This is a genomic window from Pseudarthrobacter sp. NPDC058196, assembly GCF_042882685.1.
Classification (GTDB): domain Bacteria; phylum Actinomycetota; class Actinomycetes; order Actinomycetales; family Micrococcaceae; genus Arthrobacter.
Genome location: NZ_JBHVVN010000004.1, coordinates 178,520 through 199,114 on the forward strand (window position 1 = coordinate 178,520; position 20,595 = coordinate 199,114).

A 20,595-nucleotide genomic window follows, 5' to 3' on the forward strand; every position below is an offset into this window, starting at 1 on the left:
CCCGCGCTGGGCCTGTCGCCGGCGTCGAAAACGCCGGACCGTGAGATGTTTCGATGTTGTTTGGGCCACATGAGGCGTGGACAGTATATGCCCGGGGATAAGCGGCAAACCAGAGTTCCAGCGTCCATTACGACGCCGGCCCTCGGCATGGCGGGCCGGCGTTTGGAGGCGCAACTTCGGGGCGCCGTGGTCACTGTGCCAGGGCCACCCGGTTCCGGCCGGTTGCCTTGGCGGTATAGAGGGCCGCGTCGGCCTCTCCCAATACGGTGTCGGCGTCAAGGTGGTGCCCAGGGGTGAAGGCGGATATCCCTGCGCTGAGTGTCAGGTGGCCTGTCGGGTCCCCGGAATGGGTGATGTTGAGGGCGCGGATAGCGTGAAGTGCCCTTTCCAGCATGTCTTTGGCGCCGTGTGGTGACTGGTTGGGAAAAATCAACAGGAATTCCTCGCCGCCGTACCGGTACACTCCGTCGGTGTTGCGTGCAGTTGTTGCGAGGGCGGCCCCGACCGCCTGGAGGGCCTGGTCGCCTGCCTGGTGTCCGTAGATGTCGTTGTAGCTTTTGAAATTGTCGACGTCGCACATGGCGATGCAGTATTGCTCCTCGTAGCGCCGGCTGCGGACGTGCAGTTGTGTCAGGTCTTCGGTGAGCTTGAGCCTGTTGTTCAGGCCTGTTAGAGGATCGGTGCGGGCTTGCTGCGTGAGGATCTTCCGATAGTGGGCGAGGTCGGCGTGCAGGGTGGTGACCCGTTTCGCTACGAGCAGCCGGGTGTGCAGGACAAATGGGTCCAGCGGCTTGGTGACGTAGTCGTCCGCGCCGGCCTGGAGCCCGGCGAGGACGTCGTCCCGGGATCCTTGCGAGGTCAGGAGCACGATGTAGGTGTACAGGTCGGCCGGCCGTTCCCGAATGGCACGGCACAAGGCGGGACCGTCCCGGCCGGGCATCATCCAGTCTGTGACCACGACGTCCGGCTGGTGCTCCTGGAACATGGCCCACGCCTCGTCGCCGTCCCTCGCCGTCAGGCATTCATGACCGGATCGGTCGACGGCTGCCTTGGCGACCAGGAGCGAGCCCGGATCGTCATCCGCTACCAGGACTTTCACTGGGCACCGTCCAGGGCCCGATCGAGTTCGATATTTACGTTCGCTAGCTCCGCTTCGAGTCGGCTGACAAGTTGCCCGGCCCGGGCGTGATTTCCGGACGACCCCATGGCCTCCAGCTCGCCGCACAGTGCCGCGGCAGTAGTGGCACCAATGTTGGCCGCGGCACCCTTGAGTGCATGTGCCGCCTGAGCCAGGGCTAGACCGTCGTTGTCGTTGATCGCGCGGTTCAGGGCGGCAACCCGGTCCGGGATATCGTTCCGGAAAGCCTCTGCTGCCGCCGGCAACAGGCCCAGCCCGTCGGAGGGTCCAAGATCACGAAGAATCGCCAGCCGGCTCATATCGAGTCCCTGCCTGGAATGCCCACCAGTGGCTGTTGTAAGACCGCCGGTGACAGCAAGAGGTTGCTCGGGAAGGACACGAGTGGCGGGGTCCCGGACCCACCGGGCCAGGATAATTTCGAGGTCATTGACGTCGACGGGTTTGGCGAGGTAATCATCCATGCCTGCGGCGAGGCAGCGTTCCCGGTCTCCGTCGAGCGCACCGGCAGTCATGGCGATGATGGGAAGCCGAATGGTGCCGTCCTCACGGCTCCGGATGATTCTGGTGGCTTCGAACCCGTCCATTACCGGCATGTGGCAGTCCATCAGGACGGCGTCATACGGCATTGTTTCGACGGCGGCCACAGCTTCGGCACCATTGGCCACTACGTCCACGGCATACCCGAACTTCGCCACGGTCGATCGGGCCACGAGCTGGTTGACGTCGTTGTCCTCCACCACCAGGAGGCGGCCGCGGACCTGCCGCCGGTAGGAGGTATCGGCGCCGGTCTGTTCCCGGAGAGCTGCACTTGTCATGCCGGCGAGCCTCTCACCTGGCGGGAGTTGTCCGCTGGTGGACATCAGGCGGATCAGGCGATTGTAGAACTCGGAGCTGCGGACCGGTTTCATGAGCCATTCCCGGACCCCGGCGTCGGCGATCGCCGAGCCGTTGATCTGCATGGTCGAGGTGAGCATGATCAGTTCGATATTGGCCAGGTCCGGGTCGGCTTTGATGGCCCGTGCCAGTTCCAGGCCGTTGGTTCCGGGCATGCAGAGGTCCAAGACTGCAAGATCGAAGGGTTCTCCCCGCTTTGCCGCTTCCCGGGCGCTGGCCAGTGCCGTGTTGGCGTCGGGCACGGGGTGCGGTTTCAGCCGCCAGCCCCGCAACTGCGATTCCAGGACCAAACGGTTAGTGGCGTTGTCGTCCACCACCAACGCACGCATGCCTGTGAGGAAATCGGCCGCCGGCACGGGATTGGTGGACGGTGGTGCCACCGGTAATGGGATGCGGAACCAGAAGGTACTTCCTTGGCCCGGCACGCTTCTCATCCCGATCTCACCGTTCATGGCTTCGGTCAGACGGCTGCAGATCGCCAGCCCCAGCCCGGTGCCGCCATATCGGCGGGTGGTTGAGGCGTCGGCTTGGGAAAATGATTCGAACAGCCGAGCGTGCTGTGCGGGTTCGATTCCGATTCCTGTGTCGCGGACTTCGAAACAGATCGTGGCGACGCATCCGGGCCGTCGGTCACGCGTCTCGGCCGTTACCCGGATGGCGACTTCTCCTGCCGCGGTGAACTTCACAGCGTTGGACGCCAGGTTCAACAGGATCTGGCGGATCCTGCCTGAATCTCCGGTCAGTCTGCCGGGAAGTCCGTGCTCGCAGTAGGCGATGAGCTCCAACCCCTTGGCTTGTGCCGGCTCTGCCAGCAGCCCCGCGACGTCCTCCACCAGGAGCCGGGGATCGAAGGGCCGCAGGTCCAGTTCGACTTTTCCTGCTTCGAGTTTGGAAAAATCCAGGATGTCATTGATCAAGGCCAGCAGCGACTCACCGGCCCCTTTGACTCCTTCGGCGTATTGCCTCTGAGTTTCGTCCAACGGGGTGTCGAGCAGGAGGGCCGTTAGTCCCACGACGCCGTTCATTGGCGTGCGGATTTCGTGGCTCATGGTGGCCAGGAATTCGGACTTGAGCCTGCTTGCTTCCAGGGCAGCTGCCTTCGCTGCTTTCAGTTCGTTCTCGGCGGCCCGGCGGAGAGTGATGTCCCTGGCGATGATCGCGATCCCGCGTAGTTTCCCGTCTTTTTGGATCGGTGAGACGGTCGCGGACACAGGGATGACCGTCCCGTCTTTCCGGACGTGTTCGGTTTCAAAGTTCATCGCGTCGCCGCTGTCCCGGAGCCGCCCAAAGATCTCCTGGATCCGGTCAGCTCGGCCCGGGGGCAGGAGGATACGCCCGGCGAGGCCGATGGCCTCTTCTGCGGAGTAGCCGTACTGCCGCTCGGCCCCGGGATTCCAGCTGGTGATGACGCCCTCGGGCGTGGTGCTCAGGATGGCATCGGTGGAGGAATTAACAATGGCGCCCAAACCCTCAAGCTCCGCAGTCCGCGCGGCCACTTCCTTTTCCAGACCGGTGGCCAGGGTGATGTTCTGAATGACGATCAGCACCTGGCGGATCACGATGAGGACAACGGTTATCCTGGCCACCACCAAGAGAAATGTACTGAGTTCCTGAACGTGCGGGCCGGCAACAACAACCAACGCCACCAGGATGGGGGCGTAGGGGAGCAGTTCCAGGGCCAGGGCGAACGCCTTGCGCTCGGGCTGCGGCCTTTCCGCATAAGGGACCAGAGGTGCAAGCGCAATCAGGAGGAACGCACCGATCCACCCCAACGCAAGGGGGGACCCCGTGACGCCCGTAACGCCGTCGAATGTCAGCCTGACGTACGTGCTGTCCGTGATGGTCAGGGCGAGCAGCCCGCTGCCAAAACAAAGCCAAGGGAGGCGTTCACCCGGTTGCCGGCGCATGGCCAGAACAAGCACCAGACAGGTCACCACCACGTCCACCGCCGGATAGGCAACACTGACAAGCACGGTCAGGACGTCACCGTCCGAGCTCAAGGCTGGCCCGAGAGCGGTGTACCAGCTGATCGCTAAGACCGACCCAGCGATCACCGAGGCATCGAGCGCCGACCTGACCCAGCCCACCCTGGTAGTCCCAGCTGGCCGTTTGAAGCTGAACAGCGCCGCGGCGGCAGGCACGGAATACGCCAGGAAGAAGGCGTCGGCAATCGAAGGAAACGGGTACGTGTTGTTGTTGGTGAGACCGAAGAACGTCCAGAGCGCCTGCCCCGCGGCCCACGTAAACGCGGCCAAGGCCAGAAGGGACCACGCACGCGAATTCTCACCGCGCCGGGCGGCCCTGGCGCAACTGATACCAGCCACCAGGGCAGACGCAAGGATGAACACGTCGCCAGTCACCCTCGCGGGCTCGGTGCCATTGTTCCAAACAAAGTACAGCGCCAGTGCCGCCAGTATCAGGGCCGTAGACCCAACGAGCCAAGCGATCCGGGCCATGCGTCCGCCGATAGGCCGTCGTGATTCGAGGAGATCGTTCTGAGACACGTAAAGCCCTCCCAATAGGGCGTCTCTCACCCGCAAAAATTTGAGACCCGGGCCGCCCGAAGTTGGGCGGAGACGCACACTGAAAATATAGCTCCCTCAGCTCAGACCGAGCGCCTTTTCATGTGCCTGGGACCCGGCCGTTCCGCCGGAGCCGACGGCGGTAAGGCATCCACCGGCCGAACCAGCCAGTAGGCAAGAATCCCGGTCGGGGCGCAGGGGCCCAGCACGGCTGAGGGACGGGGCCAAACGCTCTAATCCGGCTCGCCGAGAAACAGGCTCACGGTTGTCCCTTCGCTCTGGTTACTGGAAATTTCCAGGCGCCCCGCGTGCGCTGCCGCGATGCGGGCACACGTAGCCAACCCCAACCCCGACCCGGGCGGGTCCCCTTCCCTGTGCAGACGCACCAGCGGCTCTACCACCCGGCTGCGGTCCCCCGCGGAGATTCCCTTACCGTTATCCACCACTTGCACCACAACCCCGGCAATGGATCGCTTCCCTTGGACACGAATCACCGGACAAGCCTCGGGACGGGCGTAGGCGACGGCGTTCTGGATCAGATTTTGCAGCGCTGTGCGCATCTGTGCCTGGTCAGCATCGAAGACAAAGTCCTCACACTCAATGACCGCGCCCGCCGCACCTAATCCGAGGCTTAAGTCAACGGTGACTTCTTCCACCAACTTTGCCAGAGAAAGCTGCTTCCTCTCCAAAGATCCACCGATGGAGGCGAATGCGAGAAGTTCCTCAACCATGGAGAGCATCCTGCGAGCACTCGATCCCGCTATTTCCAGGTAGCCGGAGGTCTCTGCTGGATCAGGTTCAGGGTCCATGGACGCCAGTTCCACGTATCCAAGGATTGTAGTCAAGGGGGTGCGGAGGTCGTGGCTGACCCTTCCGGTGAACGCGGCCAATCTCTCATTACTGGCTGTGGCGGCGCACAAGGCATCAGCGAGGTCGGCGTGCAGGGCCGTCACCCGGTGGGCTGCAAACAGGCGGGTTTGCAGGAGGAAAGGATCCAAGGGTTTGGTCACGTAATCATCGGCTCCTGCCTCCATGCCGGCGAGGACATCCACCCGGGAGCCGTGGGATGTCACGAGCACCACGTACGTATACGCGTCTTCCTCGGCGGCACGGATTGCGCGGCAGAGACTCAGTCCATCCATGCCTGGCATCTGCAGGTCCGTGACCACAACGTGCGGGCGCCACGTCTGGTAGAGATCCCAAGCGATATCGCCGTCGGCAGCTGTGAGGCACTCATGCCCGGACTGTTCCACGGCGGCCTGGGCGACCAGCAGGGACCCGGGATCATCGTCGACGACAAGCACTCTCAGAAAATTCGCAGGTCTGACCATACGTCCTCCGTAGTCACGCGGCGCCGCCGACCTGCCGACCTGCCCGAGTCTAGTCGCTCCACGCCCGCTATTAGGGGACCTGCCGAAATAAGGCCGGCACCTGACCTCAGCCCGGAGTAGGTCCTAACCAGCGGAATCCTTGCTTCGGTAGAGCCAATGCTTGACCTGCCGGAGAATGTAAAACCTTTTCGACGGGCTACGACCTGGACGGCAGTTGTAGACAGCGCCACGCGCAAAAAGTGAGCGGGCGTTGGTGGGAAAGCTGTCGAAGGTGAGCGGGCGTTGGGGGAGAAGCTGTCGAAGGTGAGCGGGCGTTGGTGGGAGAGCGGTCGGAGGTGAGCGGGCGTTGGTGGGAGAGCGGTCGAAGGTGAGCGGGCGTCGCAGGGGGAGGGGTTGCACGCTTGACGAGTTCCGCCGTGCCCGCATATCCTGAACGAACGGTCGGTAAATAATTCCGAGCCGCCCGACAGGTCTTTGCATAGGAGCAACCATGGCAGCGCAGAACTTGCAGTCAGTGCCGGCTGAGCTAACCCAAGAAGCGGACGCCGCGGGCCAGGCCCACTTCGACCGCATCATCGCCGAGGACTCCCGGATCGAGCCCCGCGACTGGATGCCGGCGGCGTACCGCAAGACCCTCCTGCGCCAGGTGTCCCAGCACGCCCACTCCGAGATCATCGGCATGCAGCCGGAGGCCAACTGGATCTCCCGCGCCCCCAGCCTGAAGCGCAAGGCCATCCTCATGGCCAAGGTCCAGGACGAGGCCGGGCACGGGCTCTACCTCTACAGCGCCGCCGAGACCCTTGGCCAGTCCCGGGACAAGATGATGGACGACCTCATCGCCGGCAAGGCCCGCTACTCCAGCATCTTCAACTACCCGGCCCGCACCTGGGCGGACATGGGCGCCATCGGCTGGCTGGTGGACGGCGCAGCCATCTGCAACCAGGTCCCGCTGTGCCGGGCCTCGTACGGCCCCTACGGCCGCGCCATGGTGCGCGTCTGCAAGGAAGAGTCCTTCCACCAGCGCCAAGGCTTCGAGATCCTGCTGGAACTCTCCAACGGCACGCCCGCGCAGAAGCAGATGGCCCAGGACGCCGTGAACCGCTGGTACGCACCGGCCCTGATGATGTTCGGCCCGCCGGACGACGATTCGCCCAACTCCAAGCAGTCCATGGCCTGGAACATCAAGCGGTTCAGCAATGACGAGCTCCGCAACCGGTTCGTGGGCATGATGGTGGAGCAGGTCAAGGTCTTGGGCCTCACCCTCCCGGACAGCCAGATCCGCTTCAACGAGGACACCAAAAAGTGGGAGCACGGGCCGCTGGACTGGGACGAGTTCCACGAAGTCCTGGCCGGCCGCGGTCCCTGCAACGCCCAGCGCCTTGAGCGGCGGAGGGCAGCGCACGACGACGGCGCCTGGGTCCGCGAGGCAGCGGCGGCTTACGCAGCAAAACAGTCAGCAAAGCAGCAGAAGGAACACGCAGCATGAGCGATTCAACCGCCGAGTCCACTGGAAACGCCTGGGGCCTCTGGGAGGTGTTCGTCCGGTCCAGCCGCGGCCTGAGCCACGTCCATGCCGGGTCCCTGCACGCACCGGATGCTGCCATGGCCCTCCGCAACGCCCGCGACCTCTACACCCGCCGGAACGAGGGCGTGTCCATCTGGGTGGTCCCGGCGGATGCCATCGCGGCCAGCGACCCCGATTCCAAGGGCTCCTTCTTCGAGTCCCCGCAGGGCAAGGACTACCGGCACGCCACGTACTACACCAAGAGCGAAGGGGTGAAGCACCTGTGAGCGAAGCCAGCGCAAGTGCTACACGCATCACCCCCGGCAACGCCCTGCGCCCGGAGGACATCGCGCTGGAGGTCAAAACCGGCCTGGTGAAGCCCGGCGGGGACGTCGCCGAGTACGCGCTGCGGCTGGGCGATGACGCCCTGATCCTCGCCCAGCGGCTGGGCCACTGGATCTCGCGCGCACCGGAGCTGGAGGAGGACATTGCCCTGGGCAACATCGCCCTGGACCAGCTGGGCCATGCCCGCAGCTTCCTCACCTATGCGGGTGCCGGCATGCCTAACGACGACGGTTCGGCCAGGTCCGAGGATGAGCTGGCCTACTTCCGCCGCGAACACGAGTTCCGGAGTGTCCAGCTGTTCGAGCAGCCCAACGGTGACTTTGCGGCCACCATCGCCCGCCAGTTCGTGGTGAGCTACTACCAGTACGAGCTCTACCGCCGCCTCACCGAATCCACGGACGCAACCCTGGCAGCCATCGCCGCCAAGGCCGTGAAGGAAGTGGATTACCACCGGGACCACAGCAGCCAGTGGGTGCTGCGCCTGGCCGGCGGAACGGACGAATCCCGCAGGAGGATGATCCACGGGCTGCGCCTCATGTGGCCGTACGTCAACGAACTGTTCCAGGACGATGACCTGACGCGGCGCCTCGCCCAGGCGGGTGCCGCCGTCGCGCCTTCCAGCCTTAAAGGCGACTTTGACCGCTTGGTCAGCGCTGTCCTCACCGAGGCCGAGCTGGAGGTTCCGGACGTGCCCGCAGCTCCTGGCGGCGGCCGGTACGGCAAGCACTCGGAGCACCTGGGCTACATCCTCGCGGAGATGCAGGTGCTGGCCCGCGAGCATCCCGGAGCGAGCTGGTGACTGCCATGTACATCTCGGACTTCGAATCCCGCACCCGCACCCCGCAGCAGGATGCGTGGGATATCGCCGCCACGGTGGTGGACCCGGAGATCCCGGTGCTCACCATCGCGGACCTGGGGATTTTGCGCAACGTGGACGTACAGGACGGAACCGTCACGGTCACCATCACGCCCACGTACTCGGGCTGCCCGGCCATGGACGCCATCCGGGACGACCTTTACGCGGCCTTCAAGAAGGAGGGCTACGGGGAGGTGCACGTGGACCTGGTCCTGGCGCCGGCGTGGACCACGGACTGGATGACGGAGGCCGGCAAGCAGAAGCTGCAGGAGTACGGCATCGCCCCGCCCAGCGGCCACTCCAAGGCCGGCGGCCACTCCGGCCCCATCCGGCTGAGCCTGGCGGTGAAGTGCCCGCAGTGCAACAGCCTGAACACCAAGGAACTCACCCGCTTCGGTTCCACGTCCTGCAAGGCGCTGTATGTGTGCCAGGACTGCAAAGAGCCGTTCGACTACTTCAAAGTCCTGTAAGGAATCCCCATGCCTGTTGTCCGCCAGACCGCCGCCGAAGAGGCTGAGGTGACCGGCCGCCGTCGTCCGTCCTTCCACACCCTCACCGTGCAGGAGGTGCGCCGGCTCACCGAGGACGCCATCGAGGTCGGCTTCCACGTCCCCGCGGAACTCGCCGGCAAGTTCGACTACCTGCCCGGCCAGTATGTTGCCCTGCGCACCACGCTGCCGGATGAGGACGGCGAGCCGAAGGAAATCCGCCGCAGCTACTCCATCTGCGCCGAGCCGCGCAGCTTCGAGGACGGCACCAGCGAGATCCGGGTGGCCATCAAGAAGGACCTGGGCGGGCTGTTCTCCACCTGGGCCAACGCCGAGCTGAAGGCCGGGGACACCCTGGACGTGATGAGCCCCATGGGCGCGTTCGTGTCCAAGCACGGCCGCGACGGCGTGGCCGTGGAGCAGAACGTCATGAACTCCATGAACCACCCGGACGAGCTGGCGGGGGAGGCCGGGAACTTCGTGGCCATCGCCGCCGGGTCCGGCATCACCCCGGTGATCGCGATCGCCCGGACGCTGCTGGCCGCCAACCGGGACACCCGGTTCGACTTGATCTACGCCAACAAGGCCGCCATGGACGTGATGTTCCTGGAGGAGCTGGCGGACCTGAAGGACAAGTACCCGCAGCGGCTGGCCATCCACCATGTGCTCTCCCGGGAGCAGCGGATCGCGCCGCTGCTGAGCGGCCGGATTGATGCGGAGAAGCTGCAGCAGCTGCTGGGTACCGCCCTGCACGCGGACGATGTGGATGAATGGTTCCTGTGCGGGCCGTTCGAGCTGGTACAGCTGTGCCGCGACACCCTGGCCGAGCGCGGGGTGAAGCCGGAGAACGTCCGGTTCGAGCTGTTCACGTCGGGCAAGCCGGACCGCCCGGAGGGCCAGGCCGGCCGTCCCGTGGTGGTGGACGAGTCCAAGGAGACGTACAAGATCACGTTCAAGCTGGACGGCCTGCAGGGCGAGGTGGCCAGCCCCACGCACGCCCGCGAGTCCATCCTGAACGCGGCGCTGAGGGTGCGCCCGGACGTGCCGTTCGCGTGCGCCGGGGGAGTGTGCGGCACCTGCCGGGCCAAGGTGGTCACGGGCAGCGTGACCATGGACGAGAACTACGCGCTGGAGCAGGATGAGCTGGACAAGGGCTACGTGCTGACCTGCCAGAGCCACCCCACCAGCAAGGAAGTCACGGTCGATTTCGACGTGTAAACCGTTTTCACAAGAAGGAGCCCCATGATTTCCCTTTCCATCAGCAACGGCATTGCAGAGGTCGTTCTGGACGCACCGCACAAGCTGAACTCGCTGGATGAGCATGCGCTGCGGGATTTAACCCAGGCGTACGACGACGCTGCTGCCGCCGCCTCGCGCGGTGAGGTGCGGGCGCTGCTGCTGAGGGGAGAGGGCCGGGCCTTTTGCGCGGGCCGGGACATTGCCGGGGTTACCCCGGAGAGTGACGACGCCGCAGCGTACCTGGGCGGGCTGGTGGAGCCGTTGCTGAAGAAGATGGCAGCGTTCCCGGCGCCGACGTTCGCCGCGGCCCAGGGCGCCTGCCTGGGGGTGGGGCTGGGGCTGCTGCTGGCCACGGACGTGGTGTACGTGGCGGAGAACGCCAAGTTCGGTTCGCCGTTCGCCAAGCTGGGGGCCACGCTGGATTCGGGCGGGCACTGGTACTTCACGGAGCGGCTGGGCATGCACCGGACGCTGGATCTGATTTACACGGCGGACCTGATCTCGGGTGCCGAGGCCGTGGCGCAGGGCATGTTCAGCCGTGCCATGCCGGCGGCCGAGCTGCTGGACTCCACGCGGACCATTGTGGAGCGCGTCGCTGCCGGCGCCACGGGGGCGTTCGTGGCGTCGAAGGGGCTGGTGGCGCACATCCGTGACCAGCGCCTGGGCCTGTGGCAGGCCATGCAGGAGGAGAACGAGGAGCAGGCACGCCTCTGCAAGACCGATGACTACGCGGAGGGCTTCCGGGCATTCCAGGAAAAGCGCGAACCCAAATTCCGTGGCGAAATCCGTAAGTAGAAACCAAACAAATCAAAATCCGATAGTCGCCTATCGAGACATTGATTCTGCTTGACTTGAAATATTTACAATCCCGTGCTCAAACAGTTTGCGTCTACCCAGTGCGCCATCTAATCTGTGTTTTGACTTAATAAATTCCTTAGGCGAAAGCCTTCGGGACACATAAAACTGGGGGAATGCTGTGGAGCAGACCGTATCTGACGAGTCCACGCGGGATAAATCGCAAGGGCCATATTCAGGAGCAGGATTCTGTTCCGCCTGCGGGACGCCATTGCAGCCCGGCGTGCATTTCTGCGCCAACTGTGGAGCACCCGTAGCCGCTGCCGGCACCAGTGAGGCCGGTGCCGCGTTGCCTCCAGCGCCGCCCGCAAGCGTTGCTCCCAAAGCCCCGCGGGTCCGAAAATCTTTCAAGCTGTCGAGGCGCGTCATCATCCTGCTCTCCGTCGTGGGCGCCTTGGTTGTGGCGGGGATAGTTGGCGCGGTGGTCATAGCCAACATTCTTAAGGGTGGTGCTGACAGCCCTGAGCAGGCAGTCACCAAGTCCATCGAGGCAATGACCAACAAGGACCTCGTGGGACTGTTCACCATGGTCTCGCCGCATGAACGCGATGCAGTAGTTCGCGTCCAGGACGCCATCGTCAAGAAGGCCAAAGCCGAGAACATTGCGGAAAACGCCAAATCCGTAGCTCCCGAGGACAGCGGCCAAGGCGGTTCAAACCTGGTGTTCGACGGCGTTGATGTGACGTTCTCCGGAGTCAGCCCCACCGTCAGCCAGGTATCTGATGACGTGGCAGTTGTCCACCTCAGCAGCGGCGAAATCAAGCTGCACATCGACCCGGCACAGACCAAGGGTGCGTTGCGTTCGCTGTACGACAACACGCAAAACACCTCGGTTACGGATCAGACGTGGCAGATCAGCGATCTGGGGCCTTCGCGTTCCGGGCTGTCGGTCCTGGCGTCCAAGAAGGACGGACGCTGGTACATCAACCTCGCCGGCAGCGTCCTGGAAGCAGTGAATGCTTACCAAGGGACTCCTCGCGGTACCATCCCGGCGTCGGCCCAAGGTGGCAGCGAGAACCCGCAGACAGCAGCAAAATCCGCCGTCCAGGCATCCCAGTCGCAGGTGCCTTCCCAGATAGCGCCCTACCTGGTGAGCGACGAAGCGAACCTCTTCTATCTGTATGGCCAGCTGTGGGCCAAGGCCACGTCCGGCTCCAGCTTCAAGTTCTCGTTTGGCAACGTCGACTTCAGCGAGGGGCCGCACGACGGCGGCCGGGCCCAGGCCTACGTGAACCAGATCAGCGTCGTCTCCGGCAGCAGCGACAGGTTCACGTTGACGGATAAGTGCTTCAACAACAGCACATCCAGCCAGAGCGGCACCTGCCTCAACGGCACTGCCTACCAGAGCGGCTACGGCACCGGCCAGATCAACTGGGCAAGTGCGCTGCTCTCCAACGACGGCAAGTTCGCCCTCACCACGGTGAACGAAGACGGCAAGTGGAAAGTCAGCCTGCTGGACTCCCTGGCAGACCACCTGGTCAGCGCGGTCAACAGCCTCACCCACGAACAAGTGCTCGCCGTGACCGGCCTGGCGCGAGCCGAGTCCGCGTCCGGCGCCCTGACCTTGGGGCAGTCCAAGGACCTTTCCTTCAACAACGCCGGCTACGCGGTTGCCGCACTCCACGTCGACAAGGCCATGAAGCTGCAGCTCAACAAGCAATCCACGCTTGCCAGTGCACATCTCTACAGCGCTGACGGCAAGAAGGACTTCGGGCAGATCTACTCCGGCGGCTACAACACGAACCAGTTCGACGTTGGGGACTATAAGGTTGTTGCCTGGGCCGGCAGTGCCTTCCAGGAAGCCGCCCGCAACGATGGAAAGTCGGCCGGTGTCACGGCCTCTGCCACAGTGTTGGAGTATGTGGAACCTGCCACCATCAATGGCAACAACTCCTTGACCAGCACATATGTGTCGTCCTATTCCTCCTCATCACAGACGTACTCGCTGCGGGTTCCCTCGGACAAGGCGGGCGCACTGATGGTGAAGCCGTCCTCCGGCACCAGCTCGGGGATAAAGATCGTGGCCACCGTAGACGGAACGCCCTACGAAGTGAACTCCAGCACTGGGAACGCCACGTCCATCCCGGTGGGGGTTGGAACCCACACGATGACGCTGAGCGTGAGATCCACGAGTTCCAGCTCCTTCAGCTACGGCTCGGCCTATCTCGATATCTCCTTCGCCAACCAATAAAGCGGCCAAACCCCAAGCCCACCAGACGTCATTTGAAAGGCAGTCATGTCTTACTGCACTAATTGCGGAGGCCAGCTCGCGCCGGGCGCGCGCTTCTGCACCTCCTGTGGCACTCCTTCCGGGGCTGCGCCAACGCCGGCCCAGCCTGCCGCTGCCGAACCGGCCAGCCAGGACGGATCCACCAACGCGCAGCCGCAGCGTGGCGCGGCCACGGTCCCGGAGCGACGCCCCGCCTCGGGAGCATTCGCCTCGGTGCCGGTCTCGGATTACGTCCGCGACGCGCTGGCGTTGTTCTTGCTCCTGATCTCCATGTTCATGGCCTGGACGTTCGGCAAGTCCTCCACCGGAAGTGTTGCCGCCACAAGGATCGACGTCATCCTCATCACCCTGGTGAGTATGTTCAGCGTGGCCATCCCGTACCTTTGGCGGTCTGGTGTTTTCGGTCCGGCCTGGGACTACCGCAAGACTCAACTTGCCCGCTTGGGGGTCAACGCACCCTACTTTGTGCTGGTTGTGGTCTACCTGGTGCTGGAGCTGGTCAATAAGACGGGACTCGGTCCGGCCATGGCTTTTGGGCTGGCCGGTGCCATCCTCGCCGCCCAGCCACGCAGGGCCGAGTTGGGTTCAACCAGGGGGGACGCTGAGACGGACCGGCGGTGGGGCATGGCACTCATCGGTTTTGGCGCCGTCGTTGGCCTCCTCACCGTGATCCAGTTCATTGAACGCATGACCGTCCTGCCAGCCACCGAGTGGTCCAGCACGCTTGTCACTGTCCTGCTGGGAGCTGCCAATGTGGCTCTTCTTGTGTCGGCCGCGCTCGGGACGGTTCGAGGGAACGATGTGCGCCGGCAGATCGGTATCGGTATCGGCGCCGCGGGCCTTGGCATCGGTCTGTTGGGGCTCATCCCCGCCGTCACCATCGTCACCGTGGTGTTCCAGGCGTACTCGCCGGCCTTCAGCGTGTTCTTCTGGCTTGCGTTCGGCGCGATCGCGTCATCTCCGTCGGTGGGCCGGCTGACACGCCGGGCGGATCCGAAGGATAACGATGCCGCCCTGGCCAGGACCCGAGCAATCACGCTTCTTGCCGTCGTCGTCCTGGGCCTGCTGGCGGTGGTGTCCGCGCTGGTGCTGATCTCCTTCGCCACCTACAGCGGCTATGGGGCCACTCCGAACACCGTGCCCTGGGTGGTGGTGATCTTCTTGGCCGTGGTTGGCGCTGTGGCCGGGGTGGTGGTCAGGGCGGCCCAGAAGCAGCACACTCGCCAAGCCTACATTTTGAGCGCCGGGTACGCGGGTGTCCTGTTTATCCTTGGCCTGGTCATCGTCATCATGGCCGCCACGTCCTACATGACCTGGAACGGGACCATGGGCCTGTTGGTTGCCTTCGTGCTTCCGTTGGCGCTGGCCTTGTCCGTGTTCGGCACGGCGTCACGGCGGGAGGCGTTCCGGACGGCGACCAACGCCACCTACCCCGGGTTTACGTTCGCGAGCCCCGCACAGCCTGCAGCGTACGGCGCGGCGCCGGACACGGCCCTGCAGGGGACTGAAGACCACACGCACGGCCTTGGTTTTGGCCACGGCAGCGATTCCCATGGCAATTTCGCCGACGGCCACGGGCTCCAGGGTGGGGGGCAGGCCGTCCAGGTTGACGACGCGCTGGGAAGCATCTTCGCTGAATCGGCGGACCCGGCATCGCCTCCGGCCCGCTTGTACGAGATCGCGGCGCAGTATCCTCAGGCCCGCGTGCTGATCGCTGAGAACCCGGCAGCCTATCCAGCGCTACTGACCTGGTTGGCTGAGCAGCAGGATCCCGAAATCGACGCAGCGCTGGCGCGGCGCCGCAGTTGAAAAGACGTCCGGCAGCGGTGGCCACGGCAATAGTTGCCGTGGCCACCGCTGCCGCGTTGACTGGGCTTGCCAATATGTCCCCGTCGGCCGGCATTCCCTTGGCGGGGACGGGGACTGCGCCGCCGGGCAGCACTCCAGCGCCAGGCAACACGGCGTCCCCGGGCACAGCGGACACCGCACGGGGGCCCCTCGGGGGCGTGAGCGTCCTGCTGCTGGGGGACTCCCTCGCAGCGGGCGAGGGCGCCGGAAACTACTTCAACGGGACAGACGAGCCCCATCAACGCTGCCACCGGAGCGCGTCCGGCTGGTTCGCTGGGACCGGTGCGGACATCTCTAACGTTGCGTGTTCCCGCGCAATTGTCCGTAATCTTCAGTCCCCCCAGCAGAGCTCCGATTTCAACGCCAGGGCAGAAGCCGCGCAGCTGGACGCCATGTCCGGGCAGAGCCCGGATGTGACAGTGGTGATGCTGGGGGGCAACGACATCCGGTTTGCGGACATCTTCAACCAGTGCGTTCTTTCCGACGCCGACTGCACAGCTGACCTCAGCTTCACCGCCGGTGCGCTCCAGTCAGCTGAAAGCGTGTCAGGGTCCCTCGCAGGTGCGTACCGGAATGTTGCCGCACGGGCGGCCGGGAAGCCGGTGCTCGTTCCGGCCTACCCCCAGCTCTTCGACGCCGTGGTGGGAGACTGCGGCCGGATCAGCCCGGCGGAGGCCGGTTTCGCCAGGCAACTCACGGCCACCCTGAATGCTTCCGCACAGCGCGCCGCCCAAGAGGCGTCCATGACGTACCCGCAGATCCGGTTTATTGCTGATACTGAGAATGCGCTCGAGGGCCATGGTGCTTGCGACGCCCAGCCGTATGTCCACACCGTCCTGCCCGCCTCCCTCCTGAGCGCCGCGCAGGAACAAAGCGCGGCCCAGGAACTGCTGCACCCCACCGCAGAAGGCTACAAGCGGCTCACTGAGGCAGTGATCAAGGGGTCGCCGGACGGGATCCTGTCTGTCGCTCCCAAAGCTGGGTGAAGCAGAGCCCCCGGGATAGGGCAGGAAGGGGGCTGGCCCTATCCGTTGTTCCGTGGCAGCTTTACGAGGCGCGCCCAGGCGAGGATCCAGAAGACGGCCCCCAGCCCCAGGAGTGCCCCGGCCGCCAGTCCGGCACGTTTGACCGAGTGGGTCCACAGCCAGTCGTCTTCGCTGGTTGGCACCAGTGCCTTCAAATCGATGGATTGGGCGCCGATCGCGAAACCCCAGCGTGTGGGTGAGAACCAGGAGACCTGTTCCAGCCCGGCCCTGCCGGTGACGGGGATGAGGCCGCCGGCGAGTACCAGCATGGCCATGGCTGTGACCACCAGCAGAGGCATCACCTGGTCGGAGGTCTGAACGCAGGCGGACATGGCCAGCCCGAGGAAACTGCAAACACAGGCCGTCAACGCAATCGCCAAAAAGATTTCGAGGCCGGGAATATCGGCAACCAGATAATGTTCGGGAGCCGGTTTGCCGGCCAAAACAATAACGGTCATGACGGCTGACTGGATAAGGCACACCACCGTGCAGACAATGGATTTGGCTAGAAGATAAGGGCCGGGCCTTAATCCAACTGCTTCTTCCCGCCGGAAGATGGCTCTCTCGCTCACGAGGTCCCTGGCGGAAAGGGCCATTCCCATAAATGCGGCCCCGAAAATCAGCACCACCAGCAGTTGGCTTGGCTCGCCTATTTCTTTCAACGTAGGTGCGCCAAAGCCTTTGGTACCTGGAACCACCAGTGCAAGGCCACCCAGGACCACGGGCAACAGCGTAAGGAACACAAAGTAGCCCTTGTCCGCCCACAACAGGAACAACTGGCGGGCAATGATGGCCCGCAGCTGGCGGAGGCGTGACGTTGGGGGAGCCGCCGGTGAAGCGGACGCCGCGTGAAGCTGGCTTGTGTCCAGCCGGGGCCGGGGAACTGCTGGGTTCAGGACGCGGAAGTTCCCGTACAGCGCCTCCGGTTCCTCGGACGCCTTCCTGAACACATCTGCCCAGTCGGCAGCGCGGAAATGGGAAAGGATGGTGTCCGGCCGTCCGGCGTAGGCAGGGAGACCGCCCTTGGCCAGAAGAATGACTTGGTCGCACACGCCCAGGTTGGCCACGTTATGCGTTACCACCACCACTACGCGCCCTGCATTGGCTAGTTGCCGAAGGGTGTCCATTACCTGTTTGTCCATGGAAGGATCCAAACCGGAGGTGGGTTCGTCCAGGATGAGCAGTGACGGTTCGGTGAGCAGCTCAAGCGCCACGGACGCGCGCTTGCGCTGGCCGCCGGAGAGCCTGCTGACCTTCGTCCCGGCGTGTTCGGTCAAGCCTAGCTGGGCCAGCACGCTGTCAATCTGGGTTTTGCGTTCGTCTGCCGTGGTGTCGGCGGGCAGGCGGAGCCGGGCAGCAAATTCCAGGGCCTGCCTGACGGTCAGGGTCCGGTGCAGGATGTCCTCCTGCGGAACGAACCCGATACGGCTGCGGAGGGCCTCATAGTTCCGGTTGATGTCTTGGTCATCGAAGAGCACATTGCCGGTGGTTGGCCGGTTGGCGCCGGTCATGACGCTCATGAGCGTGGACTTCCCGGCGCCGGAGGGGCCGATCACGGCAAGGAGGCGTCCGTGGGCCGATGCGAAGTCCACATCGCGTAGCAGTGCTTTGGGCTTCCGCTTGTCCCGGATTTCGTAGCCCACCGAGTCCAGGCGCAGGCCCTCGCCGTTTGCCACCTTCTCGACGCCAACACCCGCAGGTGTCAAGGAGATCCGGTAGTCGGCATTGCCGATCGTGAGCCGGTCACCAACCCGGGCGGTGGCTTCGCCGGAAACACGGCGGCCGTTGAGGAATGTGCCGTTGAGGCTGCCGAGGTCTTCCACCAGCACCTGGTTGCCTGCGGGACGGAGTACTGCGTGGAAGCGGGACGCCAAAACGTCGGCGAGGGTGACGTCGTTTCCGGCTGCGCGGCCCAGGCGCACGGTGCCGGGAGGTGCCTGCTGCTCTTCGGTGCCTGGCGGGGCAGGTGGCCGGTCGGGTGCCCGCAACGTCAGGGTGACACTGGGGGCACCTTGTTCCGGATCGCCAAGGTGGGCCGAGGTGGCACCGTCGATCCTGGACCGTGGTTCCCTTTGTCCGCCCACCCACAGCCCGGCGGCGCTTGCTTCGTCCTGGATCCACCATCCGTCGTCATAGTGGATAAAGGCATGGATACGTGACACGGACGGTTCGGGGACGTTGATTTCAACGTCGGTGCCGCGCCCGATCCGGGCCGAATCTCCGGGTCCAAGAACCCACGAACGGACGCCGAAGCGGACCTCCAGGTGGGTTCCGGCCGTGGCCGTCACGGGGTGGGGGTCGCTAGCGGGACGCGGCCCGGAAGTCCCAGCAGCTTGGCGCTGCCCAGGGCCAGGCTGGCGTTGCCGTCGCTCTTGTTGCAGGAGGTGGGCTGCCACTGGATCTTCATCCGCAGGACATCGGTCATGTCAGCAGTGATGGGGAAGGGCTGGCCGTACGCCACTGACTGGCTGGAGACCTTGCGGCCGTCGGCGAAGATTTCCACGAGCACCACGGCCGTGCTGTCCTTCGAGGCATCACCGAGGCCCGCGGTGGCATTGAACGTTTGGTAGTTACGGCCGAGGTTGTATTCAACAGCTGAGCCCGAGTTGTAACCGCAGACATCGGTGGACACGCTGTGGGCGTACGTGCTCCCGGAGATGGTTACGGCCTGCGTGCTGCTGCCCCAGTATCCGCTGACAGGGGACTGATCGGCCAGGTAGGACACAACCTCGGACCGCGCCACAGTGAGTTCGATGCGCGACGTCGATCCGGACACCGGCGACTGTGCCAGGACCGTGCCATCAGGCTTGGTGGGGTCATACTTGTCCACCACCTGGGCGGTCACAGAGGGTCCTAGCGCTTTTTGAGCGTCGGGCAGGAGTTTGCCCACCACATTCGGGAAGCCGGCGATCGACGTCGCACTGGCAGAAGACGTCGGCGGGGCGGACGTTGTTGCAGCAGCTGAGGCAGTGGACATGGGGCTTGCGGAGGTCGTGGCGGATGCCGTTGCGGTGGCCCCTGCACTGGTGGCACTGGCCGCGGCTTCCTTGGCGCCGCCGCCGAGGGCATTGACTGCCGTGAAGCCACCGGCCGCGAGCACCAGCACGGCTGCGGCGATGGCCGCAATGATCACCGCCCGGCGTTTTTTGGGTTTTTCGGGAGCGGCGGCAGGTTCCTGCTCTGCGGGCTGGGGCGGCAGCGGGACGGGCACGTCCTGTGTGCCTTGGCGGGGCAGGGAGGTGGTGGCAGGTGTCTTGGTGAACGGCACCGCCATGGTCACCCCGGTCTGCAGCCCCGTCACAGGCAGGGGTGGCTCGGTGAGCAGTTGGCCAGGTGGATAGTTGGCCAGGGTGGGACCCAGGGCATCGAGGACGGTGGCCACCTGCTTTGCGGTGGGGGGACGCTGGCCTGGTTGTTTGTTGAGCAGCCAGGAGATGAGGTCCCACAGTTCGTCGGGCATGGAGTCGGGCCGGCCTGGCAGGACGTCGCTGTGCCGGCGCAGCACGGCCATGACCGAGCCCCCGGCGAAGGGGGTGACCCCGCAGGCCAGTTCGTACAGCATGATGCCCAGGGCGTACAGGTCTGAGGCCGCGGTTACCTCTTGGCCTTCGCTGACTTCCGGCGCGATGTACTGCGGTGTTCCCACCAGCATGGTGCTTCGTGCCCGGTCCGTGTCTACGAGCGACGAGATGCCGAAGTCGGTGAGCTTGGGAATGGCTTTAGAGTCCGAGTCCGCTAGGAGGACATTCTCCGGCTTGATGTCGCGGTGGACGATGCCCGCAGCGTGGACGGCAGCCAGGCCGTTGGCAACGCCTGCCCCGACGCGGCAGACTTCGGAAGGGGCGAGGGTGCCACGTGCGCTTAGGTAAGAACGAAGGTCAGGTCCGTCCACCAACTCCATGACGATAGCGAGCGTCTCACCCTCGGCCACCAGGTCCACCAGGCGAACCAGGTTGGGGCTGGTAACAGCTTCCAGAATTCCCCGCTCCTTGACGAAGCGGCCCACCACATCGGCGTCACCGGCGAGATCCGGATGGAGGAGCTTAAAGGCAAGGGGAGTTCCTTCCCCATCGTGCCCCCGAAAAACTTCGCCCATTGCTCCCCGCCCAATGGATTCTTCGAGTACGTACCTACTGCCAAGCTGACGGTTCAAGAACGCCCCCACTATGCAACCGAGAAAGGCATGCGGGGAGGCCGGCGGCGCCCCCACAGCCACTACCAAACGACTCGGAGTGCAAGCCATCCGATGTTCGTACCCGTGCCATGAGTGGCCGGGTGAGAGAAGTCTATGGCCAAGGTGGCGCCCACCAGCCAAAACGC

14 protein-coding genes are annotated in these 20,595 nt (G+C 64.5%); 9 read left to right on the forward strand and 5 right to left on the reverse strand.

Going from position 1 to position 20,595, the window contains the following annotated elements; translation table 11 throughout:
• Window positions 1–190: 190 nt before the first annotated feature.
• The 3 genes from ACFVVC_RS07520 to ACFVVC_RS07530 form a co-directional block, all read right to left on the reverse strand.
• Window positions 191–1,099: a diguanylate cyclase domain-containing protein gene (locus ACFVVC_RS07520; RefSeq protein ID WP_387450747.1), complete on the reverse strand. Its 909-nt coding sequence runs from the start codon at window positions 1,097–1,099 to the stop codon at window positions 191–193.
• The gene (locus ACFVVC_RS07525) at window positions 1,096–4,536 is read right to left on the reverse strand and encodes a response regulator (RefSeq protein ID WP_387450750.1); all 3,441 of its coding nucleotides are present in this window, start codon (window positions 4,534–4,536) and stop codon (window positions 1,096–1,098) included. Before ACFVVC_RS07525 ends, ACFVVC_RS07520 begins: the two co-directional genes overlap by 4 nt.
• Before the next feature lie 251 nt (window positions 4,537–4,787).
• Window positions 4,788–5,864, reverse strand: a complete 1,077-nt coding sequence (locus tag ACFVVC_RS07530; RefSeq protein ID WP_387451147.1) for a response regulator — start codon at window positions 5,862–5,864, stop codon at window positions 4,788–4,790.
• A 511-nt stretch (window positions 5,865–6,375) separates the two neighbouring features.
• On the opposite strand from ACFVVC_RS07530, the gene paaA reads away from it, so the two are divergent.
• From paaA to ACFVVC_RS07575, 9 genes are all read left to right on the forward strand, one after another.
• Window positions 6,376–7,371, forward strand: a complete 996-nt coding sequence (gene paaA / locus ACFVVC_RS07535) for a 1,2-phenylacetyl-CoA epoxidase subunit PaaA (RefSeq protein ID WP_387450753.1) — start codon at window positions 6,376–6,378, stop codon at window positions 7,369–7,371.
• On the forward strand, window positions 7,368–7,676 hold the full coding sequence (gene paaB, locus ACFVVC_RS07540; RefSeq protein ID WP_387450757.1) for a 1,2-phenylacetyl-CoA epoxidase subunit PaaB: 309 nt from the start codon (window positions 7,368–7,370) through the stop codon (window positions 7,674–7,676). Before paaA ends, paaB begins: the two co-directional genes overlap by 4 nt.
• Window positions 7,673–8,533, forward strand: a complete 861-nt coding sequence (gene paaC, locus ACFVVC_RS07545; protein WP_387450760.1) for a 1,2-phenylacetyl-CoA epoxidase subunit PaaC — start codon at window positions 7,673–7,675, stop codon at window positions 8,531–8,533. The genes paaB and paaC overlap by 4 nt, the downstream gene beginning before the upstream one ends.
• Before the next feature lie 5 nt (window positions 8,534–8,538).
• Window positions 8,539–9,060 (forward strand): 1,2-phenylacetyl-CoA epoxidase subunit PaaD, encoded by a 522-nt coding sequence (paaD, locus tag ACFVVC_RS07550; protein WP_387451150.1) that lies wholly within the window; start codon window positions 8,539–8,541, stop codon window positions 9,058–9,060.
• Between the two features lie 9 nt (window positions 9,061–9,069).
• Window positions 9,070–10,296, forward strand: a complete 1,227-nt coding sequence (gene paaE, locus ACFVVC_RS07555; protein ID WP_387450763.1) for a 1,2-phenylacetyl-CoA epoxidase subunit PaaE — start codon at window positions 9,070–9,072, stop codon at window positions 10,294–10,296.
• A gap of 24 nt (window positions 10,297–10,320) precedes the next feature.
• Window positions 10,321–11,112 (forward strand): enoyl-CoA hydratase/isomerase family protein, encoded by a 792-nt coding sequence (locus ACFVVC_RS07560; RefSeq protein ID WP_387450766.1) that lies wholly within the window; start codon window positions 10,321–10,323, stop codon window positions 11,110–11,112.
• 181 nt (window positions 11,113–11,293) lie between these two features.
• On the forward strand, window positions 11,294–13,363 hold the full coding sequence (locus ACFVVC_RS07565) for a zinc-ribbon domain-containing protein (RefSeq protein ID WP_387450768.1): 2,070 nt from the start codon (window positions 11,294–11,296) through the stop codon (window positions 13,361–13,363).
• Window positions 13,364–13,408: 45 nt separating this feature from the next.
• Entirely contained in the window at window positions 13,409–15,211 is a 1,803-nt protein-coding gene (locus ACFVVC_RS07570) for a zinc ribbon domain-containing protein (RefSeq protein ID WP_387450771.1), read from the forward strand.
• Between the two features lie 17 nt (window positions 15,212–15,228).
• The gene (locus ACFVVC_RS07575) at window positions 15,229–16,236 is read left to right on the forward strand and encodes an SGNH/GDSL hydrolase family protein (RefSeq protein WP_387450774.1); all 1,008 of its coding nucleotides are present in this window, start codon (window positions 15,229–15,231) and stop codon (window positions 16,234–16,236) included.
• A 38-nt stretch (window positions 16,237–16,274) separates the two neighbouring features.
• Here ACFVVC_RS07575 and ACFVVC_RS07580 read toward each other — a convergent pair whose 3' ends face one another.
• Together ACFVVC_RS07580 and ACFVVC_RS07585 are read right to left on the reverse strand one after the other, a co-directional pair.
• Window positions 16,275–18,563, reverse strand: coding sequence for an ATP-binding cassette domain-containing protein (locus ACFVVC_RS07580; protein WP_387450777.1), 2,289 nt, complete (start codon window positions 18,561–18,563; stop codon window positions 16,275–16,277).
• Window positions 18,560–20,518: a protein kinase gene (locus tag ACFVVC_RS07585; protein WP_387450780.1), complete on the reverse strand. Its 1,959-nt coding sequence runs from the start codon at window positions 20,516–20,518 to the stop codon at window positions 18,560–18,562. Before ACFVVC_RS07585 ends, ACFVVC_RS07580 begins: the two co-directional genes overlap by 4 nt.
• Window positions 20,519–20,595 lie beyond the last annotated feature (77 nt).

What these genes read in the sequence shown, in the direction of transcription:
- paaA (WP_387450753.1), top strand. Translation starts at nt 6,376, where the DNA reads ATGGCAGCGCAGAACTTGCAGTCAGTGCCGGCTGAGCTAACCCAAGAA.
- paaB (WP_387450757.1), top strand. Translation starts at nt 7,368, where the DNA reads ATGAGCGATTCAACCGCCGAGTCCACTGGAAACGCCTGGGGCCTCTGG.
- paaD (WP_387451150.1), top strand. Translation starts at nt 8,539, where the DNA reads ATGTACATCTCGGACTTCGAATCCCGCACCCGCACCCCGCAGCAGGAT.
- paaE (WP_387450763.1), top strand. Translation starts at nt 9,070, where the DNA reads ATGCCTGTTGTCCGCCAGACCGCCGCCGAAGAGGCTGAGGTGACCGGC.
- ACFVVC_RS07560 (WP_387450766.1), top strand. Translation starts at nt 10,321, where the DNA reads ATGATTTCCCTTTCCATCAGCAACGGCATTGCAGAGGTCGTTCTGGAC.
- ACFVVC_RS07570 (WP_387450771.1), top strand. Translation starts at nt 13,409, where the DNA reads ATGTCTTACTGCACTAATTGCGGAGGCCAGCTCGCGCCGGGCGCGCGC.
- ACFVVC_RS07585 (WP_387450780.1), bottom strand. Translation starts at nt 20,518, where the DNA reads ATGGCTTGCACTCCGAGTCGTTTGGTAGTGGCTGTGGGGGCGCCGCCG.